General features: G+C 34.0%; 31 protein-coding genes. 3 read left to right on the top strand and 28 right to left on the bottom strand.

The window, feature by feature from the left end:
* Positions 1–6: 6 nt before the first annotated feature.
* The 18 genes from JHT90_RS06265 to JHT90_RS06180 all read right to left on the bottom strand — a co-directional run bounded on the left by JHT90_RS06265 (position 7) and on the right by JHT90_RS06180 (position 14,549).
* Complete coding sequence (locus JHT90_RS06265) at positions 7–729, bottom strand: TIGR03747 family integrating conjugative element membrane protein (RefSeq protein WP_201095292.1); 723 nt, start codon at positions 727–729, stop codon at positions 7–9.
* A gap of 8 nt (positions 730–737) precedes the next feature.
* Positions 738–1,022 carry a hypothetical protein gene (locus JHT90_RS06260; protein ID WP_201095291.1) on the bottom strand — a complete coding sequence of 95 codons (285 nt, stop codon included), beginning with the start codon at positions 1,020–1,022 and terminating at the stop codon, positions 738–740.
* 10 nt (positions 1,023–1,032) lie between these two features.
* Positions 1,033–3,240: a type IV conjugative transfer system coupling protein TraD gene (gene traD, locus JHT90_RS06255; RefSeq protein WP_201095288.1), complete on the bottom strand. Its 2,208-nt coding sequence runs from the start codon at positions 3,238–3,240 to the stop codon at positions 1,033–1,035.
* A 25-nt stretch (positions 3,241–3,265) separates the two neighbouring features.
* On the bottom strand, positions 3,266–3,778 hold the full coding sequence (locus tag JHT90_RS06250; protein WP_201095286.1) for an integrating conjugative element protein: 513 nt from the start codon (positions 3,776–3,778) through the stop codon (positions 3,266–3,268).
* Between the two features lie 88 nt (positions 3,779–3,866).
* Entirely contained in the window at positions 3,867–4,853 is a 987-nt protein-coding gene (locus JHT90_RS06245) for a YadA-like family protein (RefSeq protein WP_201095284.1), read from the bottom strand.
* Positions 4,854–4,915: 62 nt separating this feature from the next.
* Positions 4,916–5,929, bottom strand: coding sequence for a YadA-like family protein (locus JHT90_RS06240; RefSeq protein ID WP_201095282.1), 1,014 nt, complete (start codon positions 5,927–5,929; stop codon positions 4,916–4,918).
* A gap of 27 nt (positions 5,930–5,956) precedes the next feature.
* Positions 5,957–6,742: a TIGR03759 family integrating conjugative element protein gene (locus JHT90_RS06235; RefSeq protein ID WP_201095281.1), complete on the bottom strand. Its 786-nt coding sequence runs from the start codon at positions 6,740–6,742 to the stop codon at positions 5,957–5,959.
* Positions 6,743–6,751: 9 nt separating this feature from the next.
* Positions 6,752–7,507: a hypothetical protein gene (locus tag JHT90_RS06230; RefSeq protein WP_201095280.1), complete on the bottom strand. Its 756-nt coding sequence runs from the start codon at positions 7,505–7,507 to the stop codon at positions 6,752–6,754.
* Entirely contained in the window at positions 7,504–8,175 is a 672-nt protein-coding gene (pilL2, locus tag JHT90_RS06225) for a PFGI-1 class ICE element type IV pilus protein PilL2 (RefSeq protein WP_201095279.1), read from the bottom strand. Before pilL2 ends, JHT90_RS06230 begins: the two co-directional genes overlap by 4 nt.
* A 113-nt stretch (positions 8,176–8,288) precedes the next feature.
* A complete protein-coding gene (locus JHT90_RS06220) occupies positions 8,289–10,196 on the bottom strand; it encodes a PcfJ domain-containing protein (protein WP_201095278.1) in 1,908 nt (635 codons plus the stop codon).
* Between the two features lie 118 nt (positions 10,197–10,314).
* Positions 10,315–10,689, bottom strand: coding sequence for a DUF7673 family protein (locus tag JHT90_RS06215; RefSeq protein ID WP_201095277.1), 375 nt, complete (start codon positions 10,687–10,689; stop codon positions 10,315–10,317).
* Positions 10,686–11,000 (bottom strand): hypothetical protein, encoded by a 315-nt coding sequence (locus JHT90_RS06210; RefSeq protein WP_201095276.1) that lies wholly within the window; start codon positions 10,998–11,000, stop codon positions 10,686–10,688. The genes JHT90_RS06215 and JHT90_RS06210 overlap by 4 nt, the downstream gene beginning before the upstream one ends.
* Before the next feature lie 97 nt (positions 11,001–11,097).
* On the bottom strand, positions 11,098–11,682 hold the full coding sequence (locus tag JHT90_RS06205; protein WP_201095274.1) for a hypothetical protein: 585 nt from the start codon (positions 11,680–11,682) through the stop codon (positions 11,098–11,100).
* A 100-nt stretch (positions 11,683–11,782) separates the two neighbouring features.
* Entirely contained in the window at positions 11,783–12,319 is a 537-nt protein-coding gene (locus tag JHT90_RS06200; RefSeq protein WP_201095272.1) for a hypothetical protein, read from the bottom strand.
* A gap of 83 nt (positions 12,320–12,402) precedes the next feature.
* Positions 12,403–12,900, bottom strand: a complete 498-nt coding sequence (locus tag JHT90_RS06195) for a hypothetical protein (RefSeq protein WP_201095270.1) — start codon at positions 12,898–12,900, stop codon at positions 12,403–12,405.
* 70 nt (positions 12,901–12,970) lie between these two features.
* Positions 12,971–13,438 (bottom strand): hypothetical protein, encoded by a 468-nt coding sequence (locus tag JHT90_RS06190; RefSeq protein ID WP_201095268.1) that lies wholly within the window; start codon positions 13,436–13,438, stop codon positions 12,971–12,973.
* 130 nt (positions 13,439–13,568) lie between these two features.
* A complete protein-coding gene (locus tag JHT90_RS06185; protein WP_236254057.1) occupies positions 13,569–14,138 on the bottom strand; it encodes a DUF3577 domain-containing protein in 570 nt (189 codons plus the stop codon).
* 153 nt (positions 14,139–14,291) lie between these two features.
* Positions 14,292–14,549, bottom strand: a complete 258-nt coding sequence (locus JHT90_RS06180; RefSeq protein WP_201095266.1) for a hypothetical protein — start codon at positions 14,547–14,549, stop codon at positions 14,292–14,294.
* Between the two features lie 999 nt (positions 14,550–15,548).
* On the opposite strand from JHT90_RS06180, the gene JHT90_RS06175 reads away from it, so the two are divergent.
* From JHT90_RS06175 to JHT90_RS06165, 3 genes are all read left to right on the top strand, one after another.
* On the top strand, positions 15,549–16,010 hold the full coding sequence (locus JHT90_RS06175) for a hypothetical protein (RefSeq protein WP_201095265.1): 462 nt from the start codon (positions 15,549–15,551) through the stop codon (positions 16,008–16,010).
* A gap of 37 nt (positions 16,011–16,047) precedes the next feature.
* Positions 16,048–16,302: a hypothetical protein gene (locus tag JHT90_RS06170; RefSeq protein WP_201095264.1), complete on the top strand. Its 255-nt coding sequence runs from the start codon at positions 16,048–16,050 to the stop codon at positions 16,300–16,302.
* A gap of 94 nt (positions 16,303–16,396) precedes the next feature.
* Positions 16,397–17,155, top strand: a complete 759-nt coding sequence (locus JHT90_RS06165; protein ID WP_201095263.1) for a tetratricopeptide repeat protein — start codon at positions 16,397–16,399, stop codon at positions 17,153–17,155.
* Positions 17,156–17,228: 73 nt separating this feature from the next.
* Here the strand turns inward: JHT90_RS06165 and JHT90_RS06160 are convergent, their stop codons facing one another.
* The 10 genes from JHT90_RS06160 to JHT90_RS06115 form a co-directional block, all read right to left on the bottom strand.
* Positions 17,229–19,256 (bottom strand): DNA topoisomerase III, encoded by a 2,028-nt coding sequence (locus JHT90_RS06160; RefSeq protein ID WP_201095262.1) that lies wholly within the window; start codon positions 19,254–19,256, stop codon positions 17,229–17,231.
* Positions 19,257–19,394: 138 nt separating this feature from the next.
* Positions 19,395–19,664, bottom strand: coding sequence for a hypothetical protein (locus JHT90_RS06155; RefSeq protein ID WP_201095261.1), 270 nt, complete (start codon positions 19,662–19,664; stop codon positions 19,395–19,397).
* 9 nt (positions 19,665–19,673) lie between these two features.
* Entirely contained in the window at positions 19,674–19,883 is a 210-nt protein-coding gene (locus tag JHT90_RS06150; RefSeq protein WP_201095259.1) for a hypothetical protein, read from the bottom strand.
* Between the two features lie 37 nt (positions 19,884–19,920).
* The gene (locus JHT90_RS06145) at positions 19,921–20,226 is read right to left on the bottom strand and encodes a hypothetical protein (RefSeq protein WP_201095258.1); all 306 of its coding nucleotides are present in this window, start codon (positions 20,224–20,226) and stop codon (positions 19,921–19,923) included.
* Between the two features lie 127 nt (positions 20,227–20,353).
* A complete protein-coding gene (locus JHT90_RS06140; protein ID WP_201095257.1) occupies positions 20,354–20,821 on the bottom strand; it encodes a single stranded DNA-binding domain-containing protein in 468 nt (155 codons plus the stop codon).
* A gap of 70 nt (positions 20,822–20,891) precedes the next feature.
* Positions 20,892–21,407, bottom strand: coding sequence for a DUF3158 family protein (locus JHT90_RS06135; protein ID WP_201095256.1), 516 nt, complete (start codon positions 21,405–21,407; stop codon positions 20,892–20,894).
* 10 nt (positions 21,408–21,417) lie between these two features.
* On the bottom strand, positions 21,418–22,224 hold the full coding sequence (locus JHT90_RS06130) for a PFL_4669 family integrating conjugative element protein (protein ID WP_201095251.1): 807 nt from the start codon (positions 22,222–22,224) through the stop codon (positions 21,418–21,420).
* Positions 22,225–22,597: 373 nt separating this feature from the next.
* Complete coding sequence (locus tag JHT90_RS06125; protein ID WP_201095250.1) at positions 22,598–23,110, bottom strand: hypothetical protein; 513 nt, start codon at positions 23,108–23,110, stop codon at positions 22,598–22,600.
* Positions 23,111–23,189: 79 nt separating this feature from the next.
* Positions 23,190–24,437, bottom strand: a complete 1,248-nt coding sequence (locus JHT90_RS06120; RefSeq protein ID WP_201095249.1) for an STY4528 family pathogenicity island replication protein — start codon at positions 24,435–24,437, stop codon at positions 23,190–23,192.
* Between the two features lies 1 nt (position 24,438).
* Complete coding sequence (locus JHT90_RS06115; RefSeq protein WP_201095248.1) at positions 24,439–25,344, bottom strand: STY4526/YPO1902 family pathogenicity island replication protein; 906 nt, start codon at positions 25,342–25,344, stop codon at positions 24,439–24,441.
* Positions 25,345–25,354: the final 10 nt, after the last annotated feature.

Raw genomic sequence — 25,354 nt, 5'->3', positions numbered from 1 at the left:
GATAAATTAAAGGTATTTTTTAAAGGTAGCAGCAGTCACTGTAACTGCAATACCTAATGCAATGGCACAGGGTATTAACACCCATACAGGATTGACAGATACTGGACAGGATAAGTAAATGAACCAAGGTGCTATCAATAAGGGGGTAATCAATCGTTTAGCTCTATGATAGATAAAACTTGATTCTCGCCCTGCTCCAAAACGTCTTAAATCACGCCTTACTAGTCCTTCAGTAAAGCCTGTTAACATGGCCATCATAAATAAAGGGATTGATAGAACTAATACCATTACCCTTACAATAAAGGTTAAGGTGACATAAATAATGGCAACTAAGTAGTCTTCAATCAGAATATAGATTGTCGCTACATCATTGCCTTGTTGACTGCTAACCCTTGCACTAGAGGTAAAATCTACAAATCCTGTTTTAACAAATAACCATTCATAAATTAATTCTAATAGCCAAACAATTGTAGAGCCTGGTTCACTCACTACCAATGATTGCTTAAAGTTATCATTCAACCATCCTAATTCTGTATTAAACATCATTTGACTATGATGCCAACCCTCTTCACTCCAAAAGAAGAATATACCGATCCATTCAAAGACAATGGAGAGTAATAATGAGACTAGCAGTAGTCCTAATATTGCAAAGGGTAAGTTGATTGTTTTTCCAATAAAACCTTTGGGTTTAGCTTGTATTCTTTGTGCTTCAGATACTGTGCTACTCATATTTTTTCCTAATGTATGCTAACAGTGATTTCATTAAGATAGAGAACTGCTTTACCTACATCAGGGTCGTCTATCATAAGGGCCTTTGTTGCAATACTTACTTCTTCAAGTACTGTTGGCTTTAATCCTAGCTCTATGAGTTGTTTGATTAAGCTTTCTTCTGTGTCAGAATGAAATAAGAGTTTATTGAGCAGTGTTTTTAGGTAATCTGAAGCAATTTTATCAACTTCTAAACTATGTACTTGAATAGAGTTAATAATCGTTTTGCTGTGGTTGCATTCGGCCATTTGCATTATGTTGTCCTTAGTCTTGCAAGTCAGCAGTTGCTTCATAAGATTGTTCAGTCATTTGACTACCAAAAAACATAAGCTCATCATCTATACCATCATCTATTACTGAAGGTGGTGTACTGTATGATTTAAGTAAATCTTCAAAGCCTTCAATACTAGAAGGTGCACTGATAGAGGACTTCCACCACTCCCCTGCATTAGCGTTGTAGTTCTTTCGCATGTCGTTAACAAGGTCTTGTAAACGATCAGGCAGAATGTCATCTGGATCTGGTTTAGGTAATGGCATTCTAACTTTCCAAAGCTGTCCACCTTCTTGTAAAGAGAACATTTGACCTTTAGGTAGTTTGGTCATAATGGCAGGTTCTAACATAGGTACACTGGTTTGACTTACCCGATCTTGAGAGGATGATGTGAACTGTGTGTTGGCTGTTGGATCAGCCACATCCGTTGCACCAGATACTAATGTATTGGTTAGGATATTAACTTTAGGCAGTTGGTTGGTGAGTAGTTCTCCTGTTTTAGGTTCACGTACTCTAAGCATTTGTAAGTTATTAAAGTTACCTATTACTTGCCCTGCCTTTGCAGCATTACCTATACGTGCTTCAATATCACTTAGTGTCTGTGTATAGGCAGTCACTTGAATACCTGCACCACCCCCCTTATTGATTAAGGGTATAAATTCATCGCCCATTAATTCGTTAAATTCATCTGCATGAATATTAATAGGTGTTTTTTTATTGGTTGCTTGCCCTGGTAAGCCTTCATTTAAACCATGTTTGTAAATCCACCCTGCCATTGATACTAAGTCGGCAAACATGGAGTTACCTACTGCTGCTGCCACTTCTGAGTCTGACATGGCATCTAAGCCAACATAAACTACACCACGCTTACGAATAACCTGTTGCCAATCAAAGATTGGACGATCATCGTTTAAGTCGGTGTAATCAGGTGCTAGTAGTTCGGCTGTTTTACCAGAGGTTAGTTTTTCAAGCAGGGGCAATAAGGAAGCTACGATCTTATCAAAGTAGGTTTTATCATAGCGTATCGCTGAACGTAGACCATCTAGTACAGGGTCGTAGGTTTTGCTTACAGTGATATATTGTTCAATAGCAATCACTCGTTTTTCACGACCACGCATATTCATGGGTATATTTTTATCGTTCAGGCCTCCTTCAATTTTGACAATTAGTTCAGCAGCATTAGGTTGGTATTTGTTGAAGTAGGTCATGGCATATTCAACAAAGAGTTCATCCATATTAATTACATAACGGGCAATTAATGAATAATCAGGACGCTTACCTAAACCTACCAGTGCTCTGGCTATGATGTTAACAAATCGCCAAGCAAATTCTTTAAACGCTGCACTATTACCCGATCCACTAAGTTGCCCTGCTACCCTTGAAGCAACTTCAGATACACGTCCAAAACGACCTACGGCATTATATCGTGCTGATATTTCAGGGTGTCCTAGATGGAACATATAGAATTCATTTAAACGACCTGCACGTTTACATTCAGCATACATTCGCTTCAGTAGATCAGCATCACCTTTAGGATCAAATACAATTACCACTTCTCCACGATGTATATCTTGGGTAACATAAACTTCGCATAGACGAGTTTTACCTACACGAGTAGTTCCGAAAACAACTGTATGTCCAACTCTTTCACCTAATGGTAAATAAGCATCTACTTCATTGGGTTCTACACCATGTATGGTTGATTTACCCCCCACAGGTGGTAATGGTCTAACAGGGTTAAGCCAATGGTCTGTTTGTGTGAGTTTAGTCAGTGGTGCTAGTGAGGTATTTTCAAACTTTTTCTCTAAATAGCGAGCTAAATTAAAGAAACTTGAAGGGGTAACATATTTTTGAACATTGGGATCATCAGAATCGATTAGTCGTTGCGTATGCTCTCTTGTCCACATGAAACCTTTGCCCATAAACAAGAATTTATTGCTAATAGGTATTTGCTTTGAGGTCATTTCATAGGTAGGCAGTCGCTTTATATTACGATGGTAACGCAGCACTTCATAACCTTGTTTAGCTCTAATAGTACCTAAACAACCAAATCCTATTGCTGTATAAATACCTATTTGTGGTGATAATGCTAACGCCCAAGGAGAATGCAAACAGAGTGCTGCACTACCAAAACAAACAGTTGCAGTATACAACTCTACAGGAGGCCTTAATTTTGATTCTAAGATATGCTTTTTTGCCATAGCCTTTTCCCTCGTCAAAGCCTTTTTATTGTTCTATACCAGTGGCAGTGATTAATACTGGATAATGAGTCAATTTAAAGCGATCTGCGATGTCATCTCCTGAGACAGGTAATAAAGTGACATCAGGAAGAAAGGTGCGGATCTTTTTTAATGAAGCTTCATTGTTGGCATTAACGATTAATCCAACCGCTTTTAAACGTCTAAGTATGTCAGCCCTGTTTTGTAACCATTGATAGGAATAATCATCATCACCTACGAGAAAAAAAGGCCTAATCAAGCCATTAGCATTGATCAAACGTGGCTCAACCTTACCTGGTGTTAATCGTTTACTCACGATAGGTAGTACTGAGCGTTCATCATAAGGAACTTTTACAAGAGGAATGGGCTTAACTGGCTTTTTATCATTTTGAATATTAAGTGTTTGATAGTACTGAAGTGCTGACTCACCTCCAAGATCAGCTACAATGGTTAGCTTATCATTGGCTGTAGCTACTAAACTTGTGAAACTAATAAAAAGGTATAAAGGGAGTTTGTACATTTGTTCACCTTTAGATTTTGTTAACACTGTTAACAGTGTTAACAACGTTGCATTGAAGAGATAAAAAAGACTTCCCTGTCAAATGGCATTAATGCCCTATGGCAAAACCTGCGCCTAGACCGATTCCACCTTTAGTATCCGAGGAGAAGTTAAATTTCATGACAGTTCTAGTACTGGTGTTGTGTTCAATGCCAGCTGCTATGGCTTGTTGATTACGAAAGTTAGCAACACCTACGCCATAAGAGGTTTGATAGCCTTCCTTTTTCGGAATAGAAGCAATAGCTAACGCACCTGCCACCCCTGCAAAAGCATCATTTCGATAGTTATCAATTTTTTTATCTAAGCGATTTATCTGACTATCGATATAGCCACGATTTTTCTGAAAAAGTTGATCAATTGCCTGATTGTATTGGTAATCAGTATATTGATTAGCTTCGTTGATAATAGTAGGTACTCTGCTATCAGTGTAGTTATTTGCATTTTGAAGTGTTTCACTCGCTTTACTATTAAGCTGACCAACATTTACTGCATCAGTATCTGCCACACCTGCTTTGATACCAGTAAGTTGACGATCTCCAAAGTTGACTTCATCTTCTCGATTGGCTGTTGACCCACTGCCAATGGCAATACCCCCATTACTAGCAGTACCACCTCCAATGGCCATGCTATTTTCGCCTGATACATTATTGTTGTTACCGATAGCAATATTGTTTGAACCTGAAACAGTATTGTTGTTGCCAATAACTTGGCTATTTTCTGTATCTTTAATTGTATTGCTATTGCCCATTGCCGAGGTGCCAGTGGCATTTTCTACATTATTTCCAATCCCATTAACATTACTATCAGTCGCTGTATTGATCGTATTATTTGAACCAATGCTGTTAGTATTGGTTACATCTGTAATGCGATCACCCCACCCAATATTGACACTTTTATCTGCATTAGTGATGACATTGCCATCACCATGTAGCACATTATCTGGCATAACCACATTAACTGTTCTAGCATGAGTATTAGCAATTGTTAAAGCTAATACACTAATAATAAATAAACCTTTCTTTTTAACATTTTTCATAAAACACCTTATTTCACTCTAACGTTGTAAATCTAATAAATAATTGCCATTGGCTTTACGCTTTAGAAGCCATAAGCCAGTGATAACGATAAACTTGTATCTTTCTGGGTGTTGAAAGCAATAGATGATCCTAATGCAACTCTTTTGGTAATACCCCACTTAACACCCAAGGCATAAGCCATTTCATTTTTGTAGGTACCTACCCCCATACCGAAACTAACTTGCTTGCCTAATTTTTGGGGTACTGAGGCTGAAGCTATAGCTGAAGAGATACCTGCATTGACTTCTTTTTGTATCTTTTCTAGTTTTTTATTTAGTTGATTAATACGCCCTGTGGTATAAGCATTGTCTTTGGAAAAGTCGATAGTGCTGTCATTTAGCAATTCGTAGATTTTTTGGTCTGTATAGCTATTGGCTACTGATTTTGCATCTTCAAAGGTATCATCGGTATACTGTTTTGCATCATCCAATACTTCCAGTGCTTTACTATTCATTTGACTGACATTAACACCATCAGTATCCGCTTGCCCTGCTAATATGCCAGTGAGTTGACGATCTCCAAAGTTAACTTCATCTGTTCGACTAGCAGTTGAATTACTACCTATTGCTATACCACCATTGGAGGCACTATTATTACTCCCTAACGAAATACTATTGGTTCCTGAAACGGTACTATTATTGCCTATAGTAATATTGCCTGTACCTGTTACAGTGTTGTTATTGCCAATGGTGTTAGAGTGTGCAGTATTGGTACTATTACTGTTGCCAAAAATATTAGCTCCATTTGTCCAAATAGAGCCTCTGACGGTATTATTATTACCAAAGGCACTATTCCATTCCCCCGTACCAAAATAGTTACCAGAACCTGTGACCATACTCGACTCTGAACTTCTTGTTTCCCCACCAGGGTCTATGTCTGTTAAGGTATTGTTATAACCATTTGTTACGGAGTATGGCGACTGGTTATTGCCATTTCCGTCACCATATACCTCAACATCTAAAATGGTAGACCAGTTCCCTGCTATTGCTATATTCGTCATAAATAAGGGTAAAACTAATAACAATTTATTTCTCATACTTTCTACTACCTACAACTTAAATTTTTAATTTTGACGAACCAATTGCCCATTAGCCTGAAGATAGGTAATAGGCAATTTGTCCGTTTCCCTCCCTACTTGTTTCCAAAGCTTTTCTCCATGATTCAAGGTAATTTGTTTACGATGAACAAGCTGTGGTTGGATACCAACTTTATTGGCCCACTTTCTGATTACATCGTCTTTGTTATTGCTATCGACCATGTATATATCAAAACCAGTACCTGCTTTTTGCAATGTTTTAACTTTTGCTTCACAGGGCTTACAGTCTTGTTTAACAAATACTGTTAAACGATTACTGGTAGCTGTACTAGTACTCATTAAAGGTTTAGTTGTTCCCATGCCTTGTACAGGTAGCATATTGGGATAAAGACGTTTAAAGGCTGCGTTATAAGCGCGTTGATAAGCTAGCTCTCGCTCAACTCTGGCTACTTCCATTTTTACTTGAGTTTCTGCATAACGTTGACGTTCCTCATCTGTTTCAGCTTCCATACCTAATGCGGTTAATGGATCAAGATTAGGACTCCAGTATCCCCTAGGACCTTTCTTAATTGCCTCAAACTTTTCCCATTCTTGTTCAGTAAGTGACCATTGGGCTGCTTGTTCTGCATATTGTTGTTTAAGGCTATTGGTAATTTGCGACTGAGTTTGCTTAGTCTCAGCGTGAGTCTGTCCTTGCAGTTGTTGTTGATTAAGAAAACTAAAACTTTCTTTATCACTAGTTACAGATAGTTGTGCTGAAGCTGTCAGTGAAACGGTTAATAAACAATAAGCTAGTAAATAGTTATATTTCATGATTATCCCCTAACGAATACTGATGACTTGTTGACGACCACCTACATTAAAAACTGCGGCATTGGTACGAATTGTTTTTAATTGCCAACCACGATAGCTATCACCTTCACGTAATAGTGAAATTTGGTTGAGTTTTGCTGAAGAAGAAGGAGCTACTGCCACAAATAGCTGTCCACCCCTAGATTCAATACCAACGATGGCAAAATTTGGTTTTAATGGCCTTACTACAGTTTTAGCAGTGGTTGTAGTGGCGTTGCCAGTATTTGTTGTTTGGTTGTTTACAACACTGGTTATATTTTGCTTATTGAGTTCGTAAATCTTTTGATTAACACTGCTTATCTGAAATTGTAGTGTGGTAATTTGAGTTTGTAGGTTAGCTATATCATCTTTTGAAGGTGAATCTTCAGTTGCTTGGCTTTGTTTTAAATATTGGTCTAATTGGAACTGCTGTACTTCTTCTAACCTACGGTTGAGACTAGCTATTGTGTCTTTAATTTTATCATTGGTAGTAATAATTTTAGTGAGTTCATTTTTAAAATGCTCTACACGCTCCTTACTGGTAATAACTTGGTTATTTAATGATTCAATTTCTGTCTCATACTTTGTTATTTGTGTTTTTAAACTATTTATAGCTGAATTATCAGAAATGTTCATTAAAATAAACAGAGTAAGAAACAAAATAGCGAATACAGCCGAACTAATTAAACAAATCTGCTTAAATGTAAGGCCTCTAAATGATTTCTTGATTTTTTCTGAATTAATCATTTGTTGTTATCCCCTTCTTTTTGCTCTGCTACAGGTTTGTTGTTTTTATTTTTTAATGTGGACTGTGTAGCTAAGTAAGCATCGTTAGCAGCGATTTGTTTAATGCTAGATGTAGCTTCTGGTAATTTGTAATCTTCCCTAACATCAAAACAAACCTTACGGTTAACTTCATCAACATTCACTTGGAAAGCAGGACCTGCTAAAACTTGTAAAGCATTTCTTAAGGTAATAGGACCAAGCTTGTAATGTGCAGCAGGTAAGTTTCTTGAGTAGAGAGTACGAATTTCTTTACTCGTACTAGATGGGCAAAGGTTATATCCTGATCTTTGCATAACATAATCCATCGCATCCATCACAGTTGGATTAGTAATAGTTATGGGAATATTGGTAGTAATAATTTGTGCCATCAAATCTTGTTGTTCTGCTGTAGGCTTGGCACTGGCTAAATTATATCGACCATAGCGAATAATAGGTTCTGGTGTTGGTTCAGAACCTTGTGGATAAAGATCAGGGGCTAATGGCTCAGGATTACGAAAGCCACCATTTTGGTCATTATCTGTAATAATGATATTGGGTTGTTGTGTTGATTTTTGGGTTGTATCTTTACTTGAACAACCTGTTAGACTGATTAATAAGCCTAGTGAGATGATTACAATGCACTGTTTCATTCAGTTAACTCCATGATTGACATGTTTGAAATAAGTTAACTTTTACATAGCTGTTATTTTTTTTATGCGATTAAATAGAAATAGGCCAAAACCTATTATTCAAGGGTAAATTTTTATAAGATAATACCCTTTAACCAATGCCTTAATTCATCCGAAAGTTTATTACGAAAATAACGTAGTCCATCAATTTTATAACTTTCATCTGGCCAGTCTAGGTTAATAATAGATGATGAAGTACTTAGATAATATTTGCTAAACCACCTATATGCCTCGTCAGCTTCTTTAGGGGTCTCTTTATTACCAAAGCCTCTAAATTGCCTACATTGTATTTCATCAATGTAACTATCACCCTGTTGAACAGTCTGAATATTAAACTCAGCAGTAGCTAATGATTTACCTTCTTTTCTAAAAGAAATAATCCGACAATATCCTTCAAAACAGGATGAAAAATAAGAGGCAACGCAATGTTTCATACTACGTCCCTCCTTCTCTAAAGCTTCTGGTGTTAATAATTCTGTGATAACCACTTTGTTGGGTGCTATTAGATTATTTTGGTTTAACATGGGTTGCCATGAATTACCCTGATTAAGGCCTGTTAGCTCCTGTGTCAATTTAGCCTGTAGCTTGGGCAATACTTTATGGTATTTAATTAGAATATTTTTTAATTGGATGTAGCTTAAATGACTTTCTAATTTATCTCTTAGTTCATAAAAGAGATTATCACCCCCTAAACGTGTAGTAGATAAATTACGTATCATTTCCATATAATCTTCTTTAGTTCTTTTATATTCATCAAACATCCCTTCATTCAGAGGGTTTTTGACTCCTTTGAAAAAACTAATCAAATCTGGACGTTTTGTTATAAATTCTTCATATTTCCAATATAATTTTCGCCATGCTTGCCACTCTTTTTTATTTTTTGGTTTTATATTACCCAGTTTAGTACCATCAAATAACCAATCATAGATATTATAATGAGTATAAGAAATGGCTCCTCCTAGATCATACACTCTCATTTTACCTATATAGCTAATCTCTTTAATTGAGGGTGTTCTAAAAAAGAAACTTAATACTTCATTTAAAGGTAGCTGTCTATCTGCTACTACTCCAAATAAGTTGAACAAATATTGTGGTTCACCTTTAATCTTGTAGGGTAACTTATAATCAATATAATCTTTTTCAATTAGATCAGGTTTCTTTATGTTATTTAATAGTTTCCAAGGGTAGTTATTGGTTTGTAAATAAAGTAAAAGTTCTTTTAATGGGTGTATATCTGTCACATCATGTAATACTAGCATAGGTACCAATACAGGTTGTGCCCTAATCAGTTGTTCTCGATAAGATGAGTTGCCTTCAGCAACCCAATTATACAACCGATAGGTAGGACACCTAACTGATCGTATAAGTTTTAAAATATTGGGGTTTAATGCTTGATTAAAAAGCTTTAACTTAAAGGCTGCCAAACGAAGAAAATAATAATTCTTACCTCTGATAAACCTCGTTGTATTAGTATGAAACTGATTCCATATCTCTTTATCAATATTGTATGCATTGTGATAATGCTTATCTACTACTTTAAAATACTTCTTAACAAGCAATGTGTAATAAATATATTTCGTATAGCTCGCTATATTTTCTCGAAATTTGTCAGTAAAGCTTGTACTAGGGATAAGCGGATCATAGTAGCAACCTTGCTCTATAACCATCTCTTTACATTGGGTTATATATCTTTTGGTTAATTTTTTAGGACTGGCTTTACGATAGGTATTAGCTACACCACGTATAAATTGACCATCGTAATATAAGAAATAATCAAAGAGACGTAATATAACTTCTGTATCACTAATCTGGTAAAACCAGAAGTAGTGTCTATTAGTTATGTCTAAGTAATCTTTAAGAAAGTTTTTTTCAAATTTATCAGGATTATCTGCACATTTTTTAAATCGTTCTTTCCATAGTAATGCATGTTCTATTTGGCTTGCAGAATATTTAGTTGAAAGTTTCTCGATCTCTATAGTCATATGCCACTCAGATAATTATTAGTGAATATAACTATGTTGCAAGCTATTATGAATTAATGATGCAGGTAAATAGAAACTGCTCTTTTTCTAATAAAAAAGGCATCCGAAGATGCCCTATTTATTTCTTAGTTATATAGAAAGGTCTTATTTTATGATGATTGGCTAGAGCTTGAAGCATATCTTCTGTCACACCTAAAAGCTGTGTCAGTGATTGGCTACTCGTACTTAGTAACTGAATTACTGTTAAACAGTCATCCAATAAGTCCTTTTCCATTGTTTTTAACTCTGTCATATCAAACTTATAGTAACTACCACCCCAAAAGTTTAGTAAAAATGATGCTATACGCTTATTTTGAGAAGTACTATTACGTGCTACAATCCATAATCTAATTAAAGCATTAAGCTGTTCTTCAGATGGATGTGTATTAGTACATAAAGCCTTAAGTTGATGACTAGATAAACAGATAGCAGGAGTTTGACGATCAGCAATCATTGTTTATTACCTTCCATAAACATTAATGAAGCAGTTGCAAAACCAAACTTTCTAGCTACTTCAAGAAATTTCTGAATATCTGTTTTTTTAATATAAGGTGAGCATATCACCTTGAACCTAACGTTTATCTTATTACCCTGATAGTAGTATGCAAAGTAATATCCCTTTTCTTTATGTTCATAAAGTCTAGGATTTGACATCTCTTTACATAACTCTAAAGATAAATCTACAAATCCTTGATCCTCTTCATCTTGTGTAGATACAATTTGATGACGACCAGGAGCTAAGGCTATAGCTGGAATTTCATACATGGTATTTCCCCAAAATTAACTTATAAAATGAAAAAATGGAGAAACACCAAGCCCAAGGGGAAAGTATTCCCCCATTGGGTTGATGATTAGCTAAGTATTATTGACTTTGCTTGATTGTATAGTTGCCAGATTTATCAATATCACAAACTAATAATGGTTGATTTAGTTTATTTAATACTTTTCTGACAACACCACTAAAACGAAAATGTGGTTCAAACCCTCTTAAATACAAAAATTCGTCACTCATTCTTGTAAAAGGATTTTGTTCTAATTCAAGAACCTTTTCATACAATGCATTTTCAGCTTCTTCTATACGTGGATCATTATTATTAGGTCCATCAGTGATTGGTAACATCCACTGAATATTACCATTCTCTAAGACAACACCTGATAAAAGCGTGACCCGTAGTAGTTCAATAACACCTTCAGAGATAGGTTTACCCCCTATATAAGTGAATAAACTTACCACTTTAGGTTTAATCATGTTTGACCTTAAGTCTGGTCGCAATATAACGGTATTTTCTGTTATTACAGGAAAATAAATACCTTTGAACTGATCTTGAAAATGATTAATTGCTTTTTCAATATCAGCGATTACATTTCCACCAAAACCTTCAAACTTATCAATAGTCTCAAATGCTTCAGCACAAATATGCATTGGTTTATTTGAATATACAGACATAATTTTTCTCCAATAATTAGCGAATTAATTACTAGAAAAACACTTTCCCAATAGAGAAAGTATTTCCCTATTGGGTTAGCCATTCTGATTTAAAAAAAGACTATTTTCTTAAAAGTGACCAATCATAATTACTTGTATCAATAATTGATTCTTCATAATTATCTAGTAGCACCCATTGTGTCCAATTAGTAGTTTCTAAAGCCACTCTTGCTTCATCATAAGTATCGAATTTTTCAATAGATTCACGCAATAATCGTACTCTATCTTTTATTCCAAACCCTCTAAAAAAGGTTACTGTACCTATAACAAAACCAGTGTCTATCTCTAAAATATTTAATTCATTCAACACTGAATAGTTATGAAATGTTAATAATCCATACTGTTTAAACAGCTTAGGATATTGAGTTAACGTCTCAGGTATTGCTAAGTAAAATATATCTATCGAGTCTATATTAAACTGCTTAAATATAGCTACATCATGCTTTATTTTTGCTTCAGCCCTTCTATTATCTGTTCGACTACAGAGCCTTTTATAGACCAATAATTTACGTAGCTTTTCCTCTAAACTTTGAGTTGTAGTTTCCTCATTACAAACCTTAATAGGTTGTTGGTTTTTTGAAATGTTTAAAACTGACATATTATTTCTCCAAATAAAAAAATAAGGAGAAATACTGTTCCTAGGGAAAGTATCTCCCCATAGGAAAGTTTTTTAATGAATGATTACTTGAGCTTAATAGTGCCACTACCCACCTTATTAATATCTAAATACAACATAGGTTGATTAAGATTTTTTAAGACTTCAGCAACACGTTCACTAAATTTATAAAAAATATCAAAACCTTGTAAATACAAAGCTTCATCAGTATTTTTTAAATCAGGATCTTTTTCAAGCTTTTGCATACTCCTAAATAGAGCATCTTCAGCCTCTTTAGTAACTGGAGGTATCATCCATTGGATGTCTCCTGTTTCTAAAATTTTACCTGAAACAACAGTAGCCTCTATTAATGAGGATACACCTGGCACAACTTTTGGTCCCTCTATAAATGCTACTAACTTTACTAACTTGGGTTGTATTACTTTGTTATCAATTAAATAAGAAAGCATAGATTTAACTTGATGTTGAGCGTAAGTTATACCACCTTCAATATCTGTTTTAACCTTTGCTCCAATAGTTTTAGATTTAACCCTACTTTCTTGAACAACAATTTTTAAAAACATGGTATTTCTCCAAAATAACAGGGAAATACCTTCCCAAGAGAAGAAATTTCCCTTGGGATTAAAGTAAGTGTTATATTTTACTATCAATAACAGTGTTCACATTGTTAATAAAATCGTCATATAACCCCTCTTTTTTTAAAGCTTCAATGTAGCCAAATTTTCTACATTTTCTGGCAAGAGCTTCAGCGGCATATGGAGCATCTTCTCCTGTGAAATAAGGTGAACACCTTATTGAAAAAGAAAAAACCTTTTTATACTGCCCCATGTAATATTGACCTACAAACCAAGCTCTTGTCTTTCTATCAAAATGCTTACTAGGTTTAGACATTTGTGAGCAAAAATCTTCACTTAACTCTACAAAACCTTGCTCCTTCTCAAATACACCTGTATTAATGACGATATGTCTACCTGGTGCTAAAGCTTTACTCTTACTAGGCAAAGGAAAACTACAACCTCTAATATCTGGACAAGTATCATATCGCTTACTCATATAGGTATTAAAAGCTTGCTGTACTTCTCTTCTTGTTAAATCAGTCATGGTCATTCTCCAATAAATAAAAAATTAAGTACTGGAGAAACACTATTTCCATAAGGGAAAGAATATTTCCCCAATGGGTTAAATTTATAATAAAAAGGCCTCAGAAGAGGCCTTGATTATTAATAGTTAATTAAAATGCTGCCATTTCTTCAGCTTCTTCTTGAGCAGGTTGCTCAGAAGGTGCTGGAGTTGTTGGAACATCATTTTGAAGTTGAGCTTGTTCTATTTGTTCAGCAGGAATATTATCTACTGGAACTTCTGGATCAGCTTCCTCTTTCTTAGGTGCTTGATAAACTGTTTCACCATCTTTTTTGATAGAAGATATACGAAGTAGTCTACCTTTGATATTTACACCAGTTTTACCTTTTTTATCGCCTGATTCATAAGTAAATGATTCAGGATAGATATCGCCAATAGTAAAGCCGATTAATAGCTTTGGTTCAGCCTTACCCTCTTTGATAGCTTCATCAACTGTCTTTTTAAGGCGTTTAACTAAACTTAACGCTTCTTCACCAGAAACACGACAGTCGATATAGGTATACTTAACGTTATCAGATGCACCTCTTAATACTGCAACAGTACAAGACCAAAATGGCTTACCACCATTTTCAGGTTTTACTTCACGAATACGGTTTACATAACCAAGACCAGTAGTGTGAACGTTGAAGTATTGAGTAGTTTGTTGAGTTTGATTAGTCATGATATTTCTCCAAATAGCTTGTAGAGTTCGATTACTCATAATATTTCTCAAAAAAAATTGGAGAAAGACTAATCCCAAAGGGAAAGTATTTCCCCAATTGGGTTCAAAAACAATTTTATAAAAAATTTTTAGTTCATTTTGCTGTTAACAGTGTTAACACGCTATAGCAAAACTTCCACTTTGTAAGCGAGCTTTTTCAAGTTCATAAAGCTTACTTATTCCTAATGTATCTAATTGCTCAAGATCTCTGTGATTATTTTCAATCACATCCTTATAAGCCAAATTAACTACATCAGTTACAATCATTTCTTGAAACTTTAATACTGTTTGTTTTGACTCAGGATCGCTTGATCTAGTCAATAACTTAACAATATTTGATTTCAATTTAATTTCATTCACTAAATCTGCCATTTGTCTCTCCAATATAAAACTTAAATAAAATAAATAAAGGAGAAACATGAATTCCTTTATGAGGAAAAAAGTTTCCCCATTCGGTATTCTTTAATGGAATTTCAATGAAATAACTTATACACATTTCATGCAATAAGCTAAATAGAATTTGTAGAAAAGAAGCACACATTACTCAGTTTAGTAATCGTCGATGCTACCGTGCGCTTTTATCGACTTTATGTGACCATACAACTACGTTGTACTGAACCTTGAAGATCGATGGTTCACTGGGCAGGTTTTGTTAGCAACGCTAACAATCCATGCCTAATATTTATATCTATAAAAAAACACTTGTCAAGCATTTTTTTAAAATAATTTGAAAGACTGTGCTAATTAAAGCCTGTAGCCTTGATATAAAATAGATTGGCAATTCAAGTTTGTAAAGTAATTAACCAATTTTCAGAAAAAAGCTACAAAGTATGTTTACATGATTAGCTCAAATAAACCAAATAATCCCTCGTCAATCATTATCCAGTTATCATCGCTGTCAGTATTTTCAACCATTGATCCTATGTGTAGCTGATCAATTATCTGGACCTAGTATCCAGCTGGCACCTCAATTGGCACAAAAGGTTCCTAAATGTTTATCCAGTTAGGCCTGGATCTGAATAGCATCCAAGTGGATGCTTTAAAAACTCTCAATAAAAATTTTTAAAGCATCCACCTAGATAATATTTATAATAAATATAAATCAAAGAATAAATGGGTATTAACCAAAATACCCTCAGAGAATAAAGCTTCAATCCTTAAACTACATTTAAGCACCGACCGACCCACCTGAAGCTTTTTCGGTCTTAGGTTTGAACTAATAACCGACACGAGCCATCGATAAAGTTATCAGTTCAGGGGTACTACTAAATGACGTTAGTAGTCAACGTGGTTAACATGTTTATTATGTTAAAATAATATTTAACTGACAAGTCTTATTTCAATAAACTCAATAAATAGGGATTTTTTATTATGAAAACAGTTATTGCGCTCACTGGTCTTAATTTTAGAGGTAAATCAAAAACACTTTTACAATTGGTTAAACTACTAGATCCAAACTATGACATAGATAAAGCAGAAAAGTATCAGGCTAATGATTATGATAGAAAAATGGTTATTAATAATTATCATGGTTTAAATATAGGTATAGCTACATGTGGTGATCATACTGATTTCATCAGAGAAAACTTTGCTTACTGCATTAAACATAAATGTGACATTTGTATTATATCTGTTCGATTAGGCCAAAATTATGGTGAACAAAGAGTTGCCCTAGCAAAACAAGAAGCATTAAATAATTCGGCTCATTTTGTACAAATTATGAAAATCAAATTAACTGAAGATGAACAAGAGCAGCTAGAAAAAAATCAAGAAATGGCTGAAATGCTCAAAGGACTTGTAGATTATTATGTAAAAAAGAATATGGATAAGTAATTTTTGCTGTTAACACTGTTAACAGGGGATAGACTCAATGACTAATATAACTTTTAAATGTAACAAGTGTAATACTGAAGGAACCGAAGATCTTAACGATTGGGAGTTTGACCAAGATTTTGATTCTGACTGTGACATGGGACCTAGTATTAATTATTGGGTCTCAATAGATACAAAGTGTCCTAAATGTGGTAACTCAATTAATATAACCTTAATACAAACAGAGTATCCTATAGGTGCTGATGGAGAACTTGAGGTTGATTCTTCTACTGGCTGTTATGATATTAAATAGTTTTTTCTTACTCTTTTTTTGTTAACACTGTTAACATACCTTTAATACAACTGTTTTATGACTAAATAAATACTTTAAAAAACCAAGGTATTCTATGAAAACTATATTTATTAAACTATTAAATTTCCTTTTAGCTAGTTTAATAGTTGTTTGTTTTAGTTCTATTAGTTATGGAAATGATGATCAATCTATTGATGAGATTATGATTAAGGCTGAAAGTCATTTTAAACAAAAAGATTATCAGCAAGCTTTACCTTGGTATCTTAAGGCAGCAGATAAAGGAAATAGTAAAGCTATGGCTCATGTTGGTCTTGTCTATTATTTTCAGAAAGATTATCAACAAGCTATGCAATGGTTTTTAAAAGCTAATGATAACGGATATACAGAGGCCATCAATTATATTGCTTATTTGTATAAAGAAGGTTATGGAGTAACACAAGATTACGATCAAGCTATGCAATGGTATCTAAAAGGTGTAGACAAAGAAAATAGCACAGCTATGTATAATATTGGTTATATGTATTCTCAAGGTGAAGGTGTCAAACATAGTAGTGAACAAGCTTTGGCATGGTATAAAAAGGCTATTGATAAAGGTAATATTCAAGCCATATATAATATGGGTTCCCTATATGAGTGGGGAATATATGTTAAACAGGATTATGAACTAGCTATAGTATGGTATAAAAAAGCTGCTGAAAAAGGTAATATGTATGCAATGGCTAATATTGCTTATATTTATGAAAAGAAACTAAACGACCTAGATAGTGCAATATACTGGTATAAAAAAGCTCTTGATAACGGTTACCTAATGGCAACTCTCGATTTAAAAAGATTACAAGAGAGTGCCCCTTAATAGTGTTTGATTAATTTATCTAATCTCTTTTTTGTTAACACTGTTAACAGTGTTAACAAAAGTTATTAGTTGTTTATTCTTGTTTTTTATATTTCTTCTTTCGGGTTTTAGGAAATATAACACCATCACATTTAGGATAATCAGGACATCCCCAAAATGTAGTGGTTTTTCCCTTACGTTTTATGGTAGGTTTGCCACATTTAGGGCAAGGATCACCAGTTGCTATAGGTTGTTGCTTAATCTCAATGGTAGTATTCCCATACTTCTGAACCATGCTAGCTAACCACTGTGACTGCTTATGCAAAAAGGCATCTATTGATATTTCCCCCTGCTCTATCATATCTAGTGCTTGCTCCCATATACCTGTAGTACCAGGATTAGATATAACATCTGGTACAGTCTTTATAATAGAATGCCCTACTTCTGTGGCAATTAATTTACCTCGTTTTTTAGTAATTAGCTTTTTGTCTTTAAGCTTTTTAATAATATTTGCTCTAGTCGCCTGTGTTCCAATACCTGTCGTTTCTCTTAGCTTTTGTTTGATTTTAGGATCATCAATTAATTTAGCAACAGATTTCATAGCTACTACTAACGTACCTTCATTGTATAAGGGTGGTGCAGTGGTTTGCTTAGAGTGACAATCCACTTGATTAATCTGACATGTCATATTTTGCTGAAGAGGTGGTAGTATTTGTGTTTGATTTTTAGCTTCAGATGGCTCTGTACTCTCTTCTGTTTCAGTATTATCATCATCTATATCTCCTGATAATAAAGCTTTCCAACCATTAACTATTATTTTCTTACCTATTGCTACCAGTGTTTGCCCTTTGCAGTCCAGTAATACTGTTGTATGGTCATATTCATGTAGTGGTAAGAACTGGGCAAGGTAATTAGCTCTAATTAATTTGTAGACTTGTAGTTCTTTTTCCGTCATAGCTGAAAGATCAACGATTTCATCCGTAGGAATAATGCCATGATGTGAATGTTTATCCACTTGTTTATCATTCCATGATTTAGATTTAATGGTGGTATCTAATTTTGTGAGTAGATTACTGATACTAGGATCTGTTTTGGCTAATGTGTTAAATATAACAGGTGCTTCAGCAAACATACTAGTCGGTAAATAACCACATTCTGTTCTTGGATAAGAAGTTGCTTTATGTTTCTCATACAGTGATTGGGCAATATTAAGGGTTTCCTCCACATCAAAACCGTATTTGTTACAACACATCAGTTGTAGTCCTGCCAAATCAAAAGGTAATGGATGATTAGTATTTTTACGCTCTGTAGTAATTGAGGTAACAGTGGCCTGTCCTGTGGTTTGAAAAAGTTTAGTTGCTTGGATAGCTGCTTCTTGTTTAATACAACGCCCTACTTCATCTGTAAATTGTTTAGGCACATCCCATGCAGCCTTAAAAGACTGTCCCTGACTGGTGAGTTTAATCGTTATCAACCAATAGGGAATTGGAACAAAATTAGTATTAGCTAGCTCTCTATCAACCACTAACTTTAAAGTAGGAGTTTGTACTCTGCCTACTGGTATAAAGCCTTTATATCCATTTTGTTGTGCTAAAATTGTAAATAAGCAAGTAAGATTACATCCTACAAGCCAATCTGCTTTACTACGAGCTAAAGCAGATAGATATAATGGATAGGTTTTTTGACCATCTTGCATTTCATTCCAAGCTTTTTTAATCGCTGTAGCATTTAAAGCACTGTACCAAAGTCTTTTAACAGGCCCCTTGTAACCACACAATACCATAACTTCACGCGCAATTAACTCACCTTCCCTATCTGCATCAGTACCTATAATGACTTCAGTTGCTTGTTTTAGTAACTGTTTAATAATCTTAAACTGTCCAGATTTTTTTGGTGTTACGTTATATTTCCATTGATTCGGAATAAAGGGAAGCCAATCTAACGCCCATTTTTTATATTTCTCATCATAATCTGAGGCCTGAGCCAGTTCCAAAATATGACCTATACACCAAGTTACAGTTATACCATTTCCTTCAATATAGCCATTTTTCGACTGGGTAATACCTAACGTTTTAGCGACTATTTTTCCCTGATCAGGTTTTTCACATAAGATAAGTTGCATAATCTACTCCTATTATTAAAATAAGAATAGAATCACCTAATTCTAGTTAGGTAGACTATAGTTAATAGGAAATTGGATTAATTCATTTAGATTTTTACTTACATTATCTGTTAACACTGTTAACAAAATTGCTTACTACTATTTTTTACGACTCATTGATAAATAATTATTAAAGTCAGCTTCATTTTGTAATACCACTTGTGTTGCCACAGCTAAAGCATCCACTATTGCCTCATCCTCACAACTATAATCACACTTTTCCATAATAGTTTTAATATGCTCTACTGAATAGTTATAGAGGTGTATTCGTTTTTCTTTACCACCTAATCGTTGGTGTAATTCTTTTTCACGAAGCCTCTTAGCTTTCATACGCTCGGCAGGTGTTATTGGTTGTTTATCTTTTTTCATAACTTATATTCAATCATCTGTGTAACTTGCAGTTAATTTTGCAAATAACAGAACAGCTGTAGATGGTATACTGAGTTCAATAATATCTTTAATACAAATATTTCCCCATGCTATATAAAAATACATAAACCAAATAAACCCAACTATTAACCCAAATAAAGTCATTGTGTCACTAAAAGGCCATTTTTTATTTGCTACGATTTTCAATTTATTCCACATACTTATCTCCAAAAATCATTAAAAGTAACGCGTTACTTTATTTACTTTTGTTTTTTAAGATATTCAACAGCATTTTTAACTCATTTATATATTGTTTAATATCTTTCAAAGATACTACGCATGATGAGTCATCACAGTTTTCCTTAATGCGCTTTGTGGGCTTTAAAGTAACTTTAACAGGCATATGATAGTTTGAGCTTTCTACATAAGCGTCCATATCTTCTGAGCCACTAGAATAAGATGTAATCCCATAAGATATTAAGAAATCACCTCTTTTACTTATTTCTTCATGCAAAACAATTATTTCTTGTTTTAGTTTGATGGGTATTTTGATCCAAGGCATTTATTAACTTTCCTTTATGTAGTTATTATTTATTCTTCTTGTTAACACTGTTAACAAAACTCAAAAAAGAGAACCTACATGTTCAATAGATTCTCTTATTACAATTACCATCACCCTACAATAAAAATTAAAAAGCTTCTTCCTGTTCTAAATTACTATCTTCAAACGACTTTTGTTCAGAAGTAGATTGATTGACAGCAGCACTATTATTATCTTTCATAGTCACAGACTCTAAACGTTGTAAGCAGATACTTACACCACTTCTAAAAGTACGTACTTTCATAATAACTTTCTTTTCACCAGTTTCTTTGGCTTCAAATTCTTCCCGAACCAGAACACCATCAACTTTAATTCGCATTCCTTTTTTAAAAATCTTAGTAATTAACAGGCTAGCTTCATCAGGATCTTTTACCCAAAACTCCACAGGTGCCCAAAATCCACCTTGATCTTCTAACTCATCTGTTTTTTTATTTCTGACTAAATTATCAAAATGGGTATTTAAAGATATTACTGTTTGCGGTGTTTCATTACCATTGGCTACCGTTCTATTATTAATACTTCCAATATTACCTTCACCTAAAAATACTGTTGACATACTTTAACCCTCTAAATTTAATTTTGTGTTAACACTGTTAACAAACCTGTATTGAATTAATAAAATGTATTTACCTTTTAAATTGTTCTGTAGATTTCTTTAAAACCATTGTTACTTTATCTAAGTTTTGCAAATGCTCCTTATGCTGTTTGCTTAATATTGATAAATAGCTCATATGCTTATTAAGCTCTAATCGAGCAATCTCAAAATACGCTAAATCATTTAACCACTTTAAGGATTGCTCATTTCTTACAGGTGGATTTAACATAGCGTTTTCCCATATATGTACCCCCATTAATGTGAAATCACTATTTCTCCATCTAAGATAGGAATTATCACCTGCTGAATTTTGTATTCTCATTCTCAAATCGAATAATGTATAAGGGGGTTGATTAACTATTACGAGAAGCTCCTCCATTAGTCGAAAAATTTTAGGTTTTAAGTATTTAGCATGACTGATTAACAATGCTGAGTCCTCATGCTCCCCCTTACCCTTTAAAAGGCCTTTTAGGGAGGCAATTTGTTCAGCCGAACTGGAGACAATTTGTTCAGCTAGTTTGTAAGCACTTTGTTCAGAGTTCTGCATTCTTTAACCTTTATTCTTCATTCAATTGATCGTTATCCAACTGAACATTCGCCTCCAACTGAGGAATCGAATGTTCAGTTTTGTCATCTTTTATAACTGGCTCAATATTAGCTAACTTACGTTTTTTAATGACTGGAGCAAATTCAGATCTTTTCCTTCCTTCCAATATTTCTTTAGGTGGTAGCTCTCCCATTCGCTCTAATGCTTGTCTTGCTCTTGCATTGTTTGCTGCAAAGTCATCACGAGTTGCACCAGAGTTTCTATAATTACGTACAACACTATAGAAACTTCTCATGAGTGATGAGCCTTCATTAATAAAATCTTCAGATTGAGTTCGACCAATTAGTCCAAGATGCCTTAATTGCAGTATTCCCTTCGTGAAATCGTCATACTCAACTAGCATATAAGCACCACTAAAACCAAGCGGTGACTTACTAATTAACATCAGCTCACAGGGATTAATATTTAAGTTTTCAGATACCTTAATTTGCTTAGGTAATCTTTTTTCTTTGATTTGCTTAATAGTGTTAATCAGTCTTGATAGCTCTCGTCTAGTACTATTATATTTATCTTCTATTTTAATCAGGTCCCAATCTGCATAAGGATCATCAAAACTTGCTGTAAAATGAATAGCATTTAAACGACTAATAAAACCAGGTAATCCTATAATTACATTTCTCTTCTTGGGATCAGTAGCCTTCCTACCTTCCCATAGCTTCATAGCTTGTATGGTATGAAGTGTAATTACAACTTGACTTTGTAATGGTCCTATTCTATTTTCTGACTCAATATAAACATCATCTTCTGTTACATCCATAGTTATACCTCATATGATAAAAAATTAACTATGATGATAATGTCTACTAAAAACGCTCTATAAACTGCGGTTAAATAGAAATAGGTCAAAACCTATTAACGGTAAGTACTTTGTACACAATATTGTTAACAGTGTTAACACTGTTAACAACTAACTTTTTAATTGCTAGTTTTATGATTTAGAATTTTTTATTTTCTCTAACTCTTGAATTACAATCGTTATCTTAGGTTTAGCATAATTTAATAAGCTGCTATTCTTCAATGAAGCGTTTAATTTGCTTTGAATTTTAATTTCAGACTCTATTATTAACATTTGTAAAGATTTATGTTTCATATAATTCTCTTTCGTTAATTTGTTAACACTGTTAACAGTATTAATAAGGATTTGGCTCACCAAATATTTTAAGGTAAATTGCTTTATCTGTTTTTAATAAAAACTCTTTAACAGCATCTTCTTCAACTGTCACAATTTGTTCCTCTATAACTTCACTATTCAAAACGACATATCTATACCAAAAGAAGTTATTAGTAATAGTAGATTGGTAAAGATTATTGACTAGTATTTTTGTCTGTTCATTAAAGTTATAAGGTAAAGCAGCATCATTAGGTTCAACCAGTTCTGAGAATATTAGTGTCGAATTTTGATCAGTAAATGTTGTATTATTTTTTATAATATTAAACTCATGATGTTCAGCTATTATTTTTTTGTTTATGGCTAGTTGTATTGAAAGTTTATTATCATAATAGTTATTAAAAATCATTTCAGTTACTATTAAAAGTATAAAGAAGGCAATACTAAAACTAATTGCTTTCCTCTCTGAAACTTCAAAAAAAATACTCAACATAAAATAAAGAAATATTGAATATATTAAAATTAAGCTAATCATCAGCTATTTTCCTAAACTAATTTTTGATTGCTGTTAACAGTGTTAACAAGTAAATATTTTAAAAAAATTCAAAACTTAATCATTTTTTAAGGCCATTCATGGATAACAGATTTTTTAAACTTGAAAGTTGTCGCTTAGTATCCTCTGGTATAGGTTGGCTTATATCCCTTCGATAATTTTTTAAAGGCTGTATACTTGGCTTCACAAGCTGTTGCGCAGGTAGCTTATTTTCTGCTTTAGCTGCCCAAGGCTTAAATTCATTGTTTACAGCACGTTTTAATAAACCAAATAAGTATTTAATAGGGCTTTGAATATTTCCTTCAGCACAACGTTGATTAAACTCTTGAATCACCAAAGGTATTTGATCAGGTTCAATCTGTTTGATTAGCTCGTTAATATTTTTATGTTGTTGTGCTGTAGCCTCAGTTAAATATTTATTATCCAGTACAGTACTAGTACTATTGTTTATAAATACAGTACTAGTACTATATAGGTTTGGATTCCGAACTCCGTTGCTATTAGGTGGCTCTAGCTTTGGTTCGGATTCCGAACTGAGTAAATCATTAATCCGAACTGGGTGATTTTTGCTGATTTCGGATTCCGAACTTGGGTTATTTAGATTCCGAACTCGGCTATTTTTACTGGGTTTGGATTCCGAACTAGATGTTTGATACTGGTGCATTTCATTAGTTTTAGACAAGCTTTGTAAGCTAATCCGTTCTGCCATTAATGCTAGACGTGTTTGCACACCTTCATGTTCTGAGCTTTGTAGATCATCCATTGCTCCATCAGCTACAATTCTCACGCTTTTATTAGCATGTTTACGACTATTCGCTACAAGTTCAATATAAGTTTTATCAATTTCTACCGCATCTGCTACAGTAATGGGTTCATCATGGAGTATGTATAATGAGCCAAGGTGTTGTCCTGTTCGTTTATCTCTGCCACGACTGACTAAACTGAGCCAACGAGTTAAACGTAGGATATGGATAGTTCTAGCGATGGTTTCTTTGGAGGCTTTTTCACCATAAGGTACCATTGATAGATAAGGCTGTAGATCTTCATAATGAGGTACAGCAAAACCTTCTTTATCAAGCAGTAGTTTAAATACTTGCCACGCATTACGTTCAATCGGTGTTAAACGGTTATCTAATAATAGTCGTTTAGGTACCGTCTCATGGATGTTACCACTGTATATAATGCCACTCACTCCATTGGGTGATTTTCCTTCAGGTGTAGGACGATCAGAGGTAATCTTTTGTGGCCACTGTGAATCGGTTTTTTTAATGCATTGTTCAACAATCTCTGACCAAATACTTTTAGTCATTTCATTCCCCTAGTAACCCTTTAGTTAATGCATTCCATAAGGTATTAAAGTCAATCCGATATTTATCAGAAAGACTAATTAACTTTTTAAGATGTTCACGTGTCAATTGATGAAGGTGTTTTACTTTGGTTTTGTTCAAAAGGTATTGCCACTCGTCCTTTACACTTCCTTTAATTTGTTCATCACAACTACCAAAAGGCTGACGATCTTGGTTATCACTATTGATAAACCTTCTTGTTACACTGATTTTTCGATCAGAAACATTAAAAAAGGTAGTAACGATTTCAATTTTTGCTCTAAGCATCATTAGTTTTTCAAACAGTTCTTGATCTGCTTTGGTTTCTAAGTTATTTTCTTCAATCTCACACCATAATGAGGTGAGATCCCAGTTATACTGTTCCGCAATGGCAATTAGTTTTTCCATACGCTTGATATGGTCAATCACAGGTTCGGTACTTAGAAAGAGCTTCCATTCGCTCCATAGAATTTTTTTCTGCTCATCATTAAGGCGTGTTACTCTCCCTTTGCTCTTTTGGATATTCATCATTTTGCGTTTAATAGCCGCTATCGTACTGGTGATACCAAAACATTCATTAAGAATACGATTTGACGCATTATTTCTAATAGCCTTATCGATCAATTCTTTATGTTGTTCTTTTTGCTCAGTTAGTTGTATAACACGTTGTAGCATGTTGACATCAATTTGAATTTTAGCCCAAACGACAGGAGTTCCCATTAGCTCAAATAGTGCATTAGGAGGTAATGTCTCAATCATTTTGATCACTTCATCATTAATACCCATCGCTCTACAACGATTATAGTAACCTTGATTAATATCTTTTATGAGTTGACTGAGTACCGCTTGGTTAAGCGGTGTACTCGCAGGTAAAAACTCCTTAAGTTCCATGCTACGGCCC

The sequence above is a fragment of the Entomomonas asaccharolytica genome (assembly GCF_016653615.1).
In the GTDB taxonomy this organism is placed as follows: Bacteria; Pseudomonadota; Gammaproteobacteria; order Pseudomonadales; family Pseudomonadaceae; genus Entomomonas; species Entomomonas asaccharolytica.
This window is presented reverse-complemented; position numbering and strand designations above follow the sequence as displayed.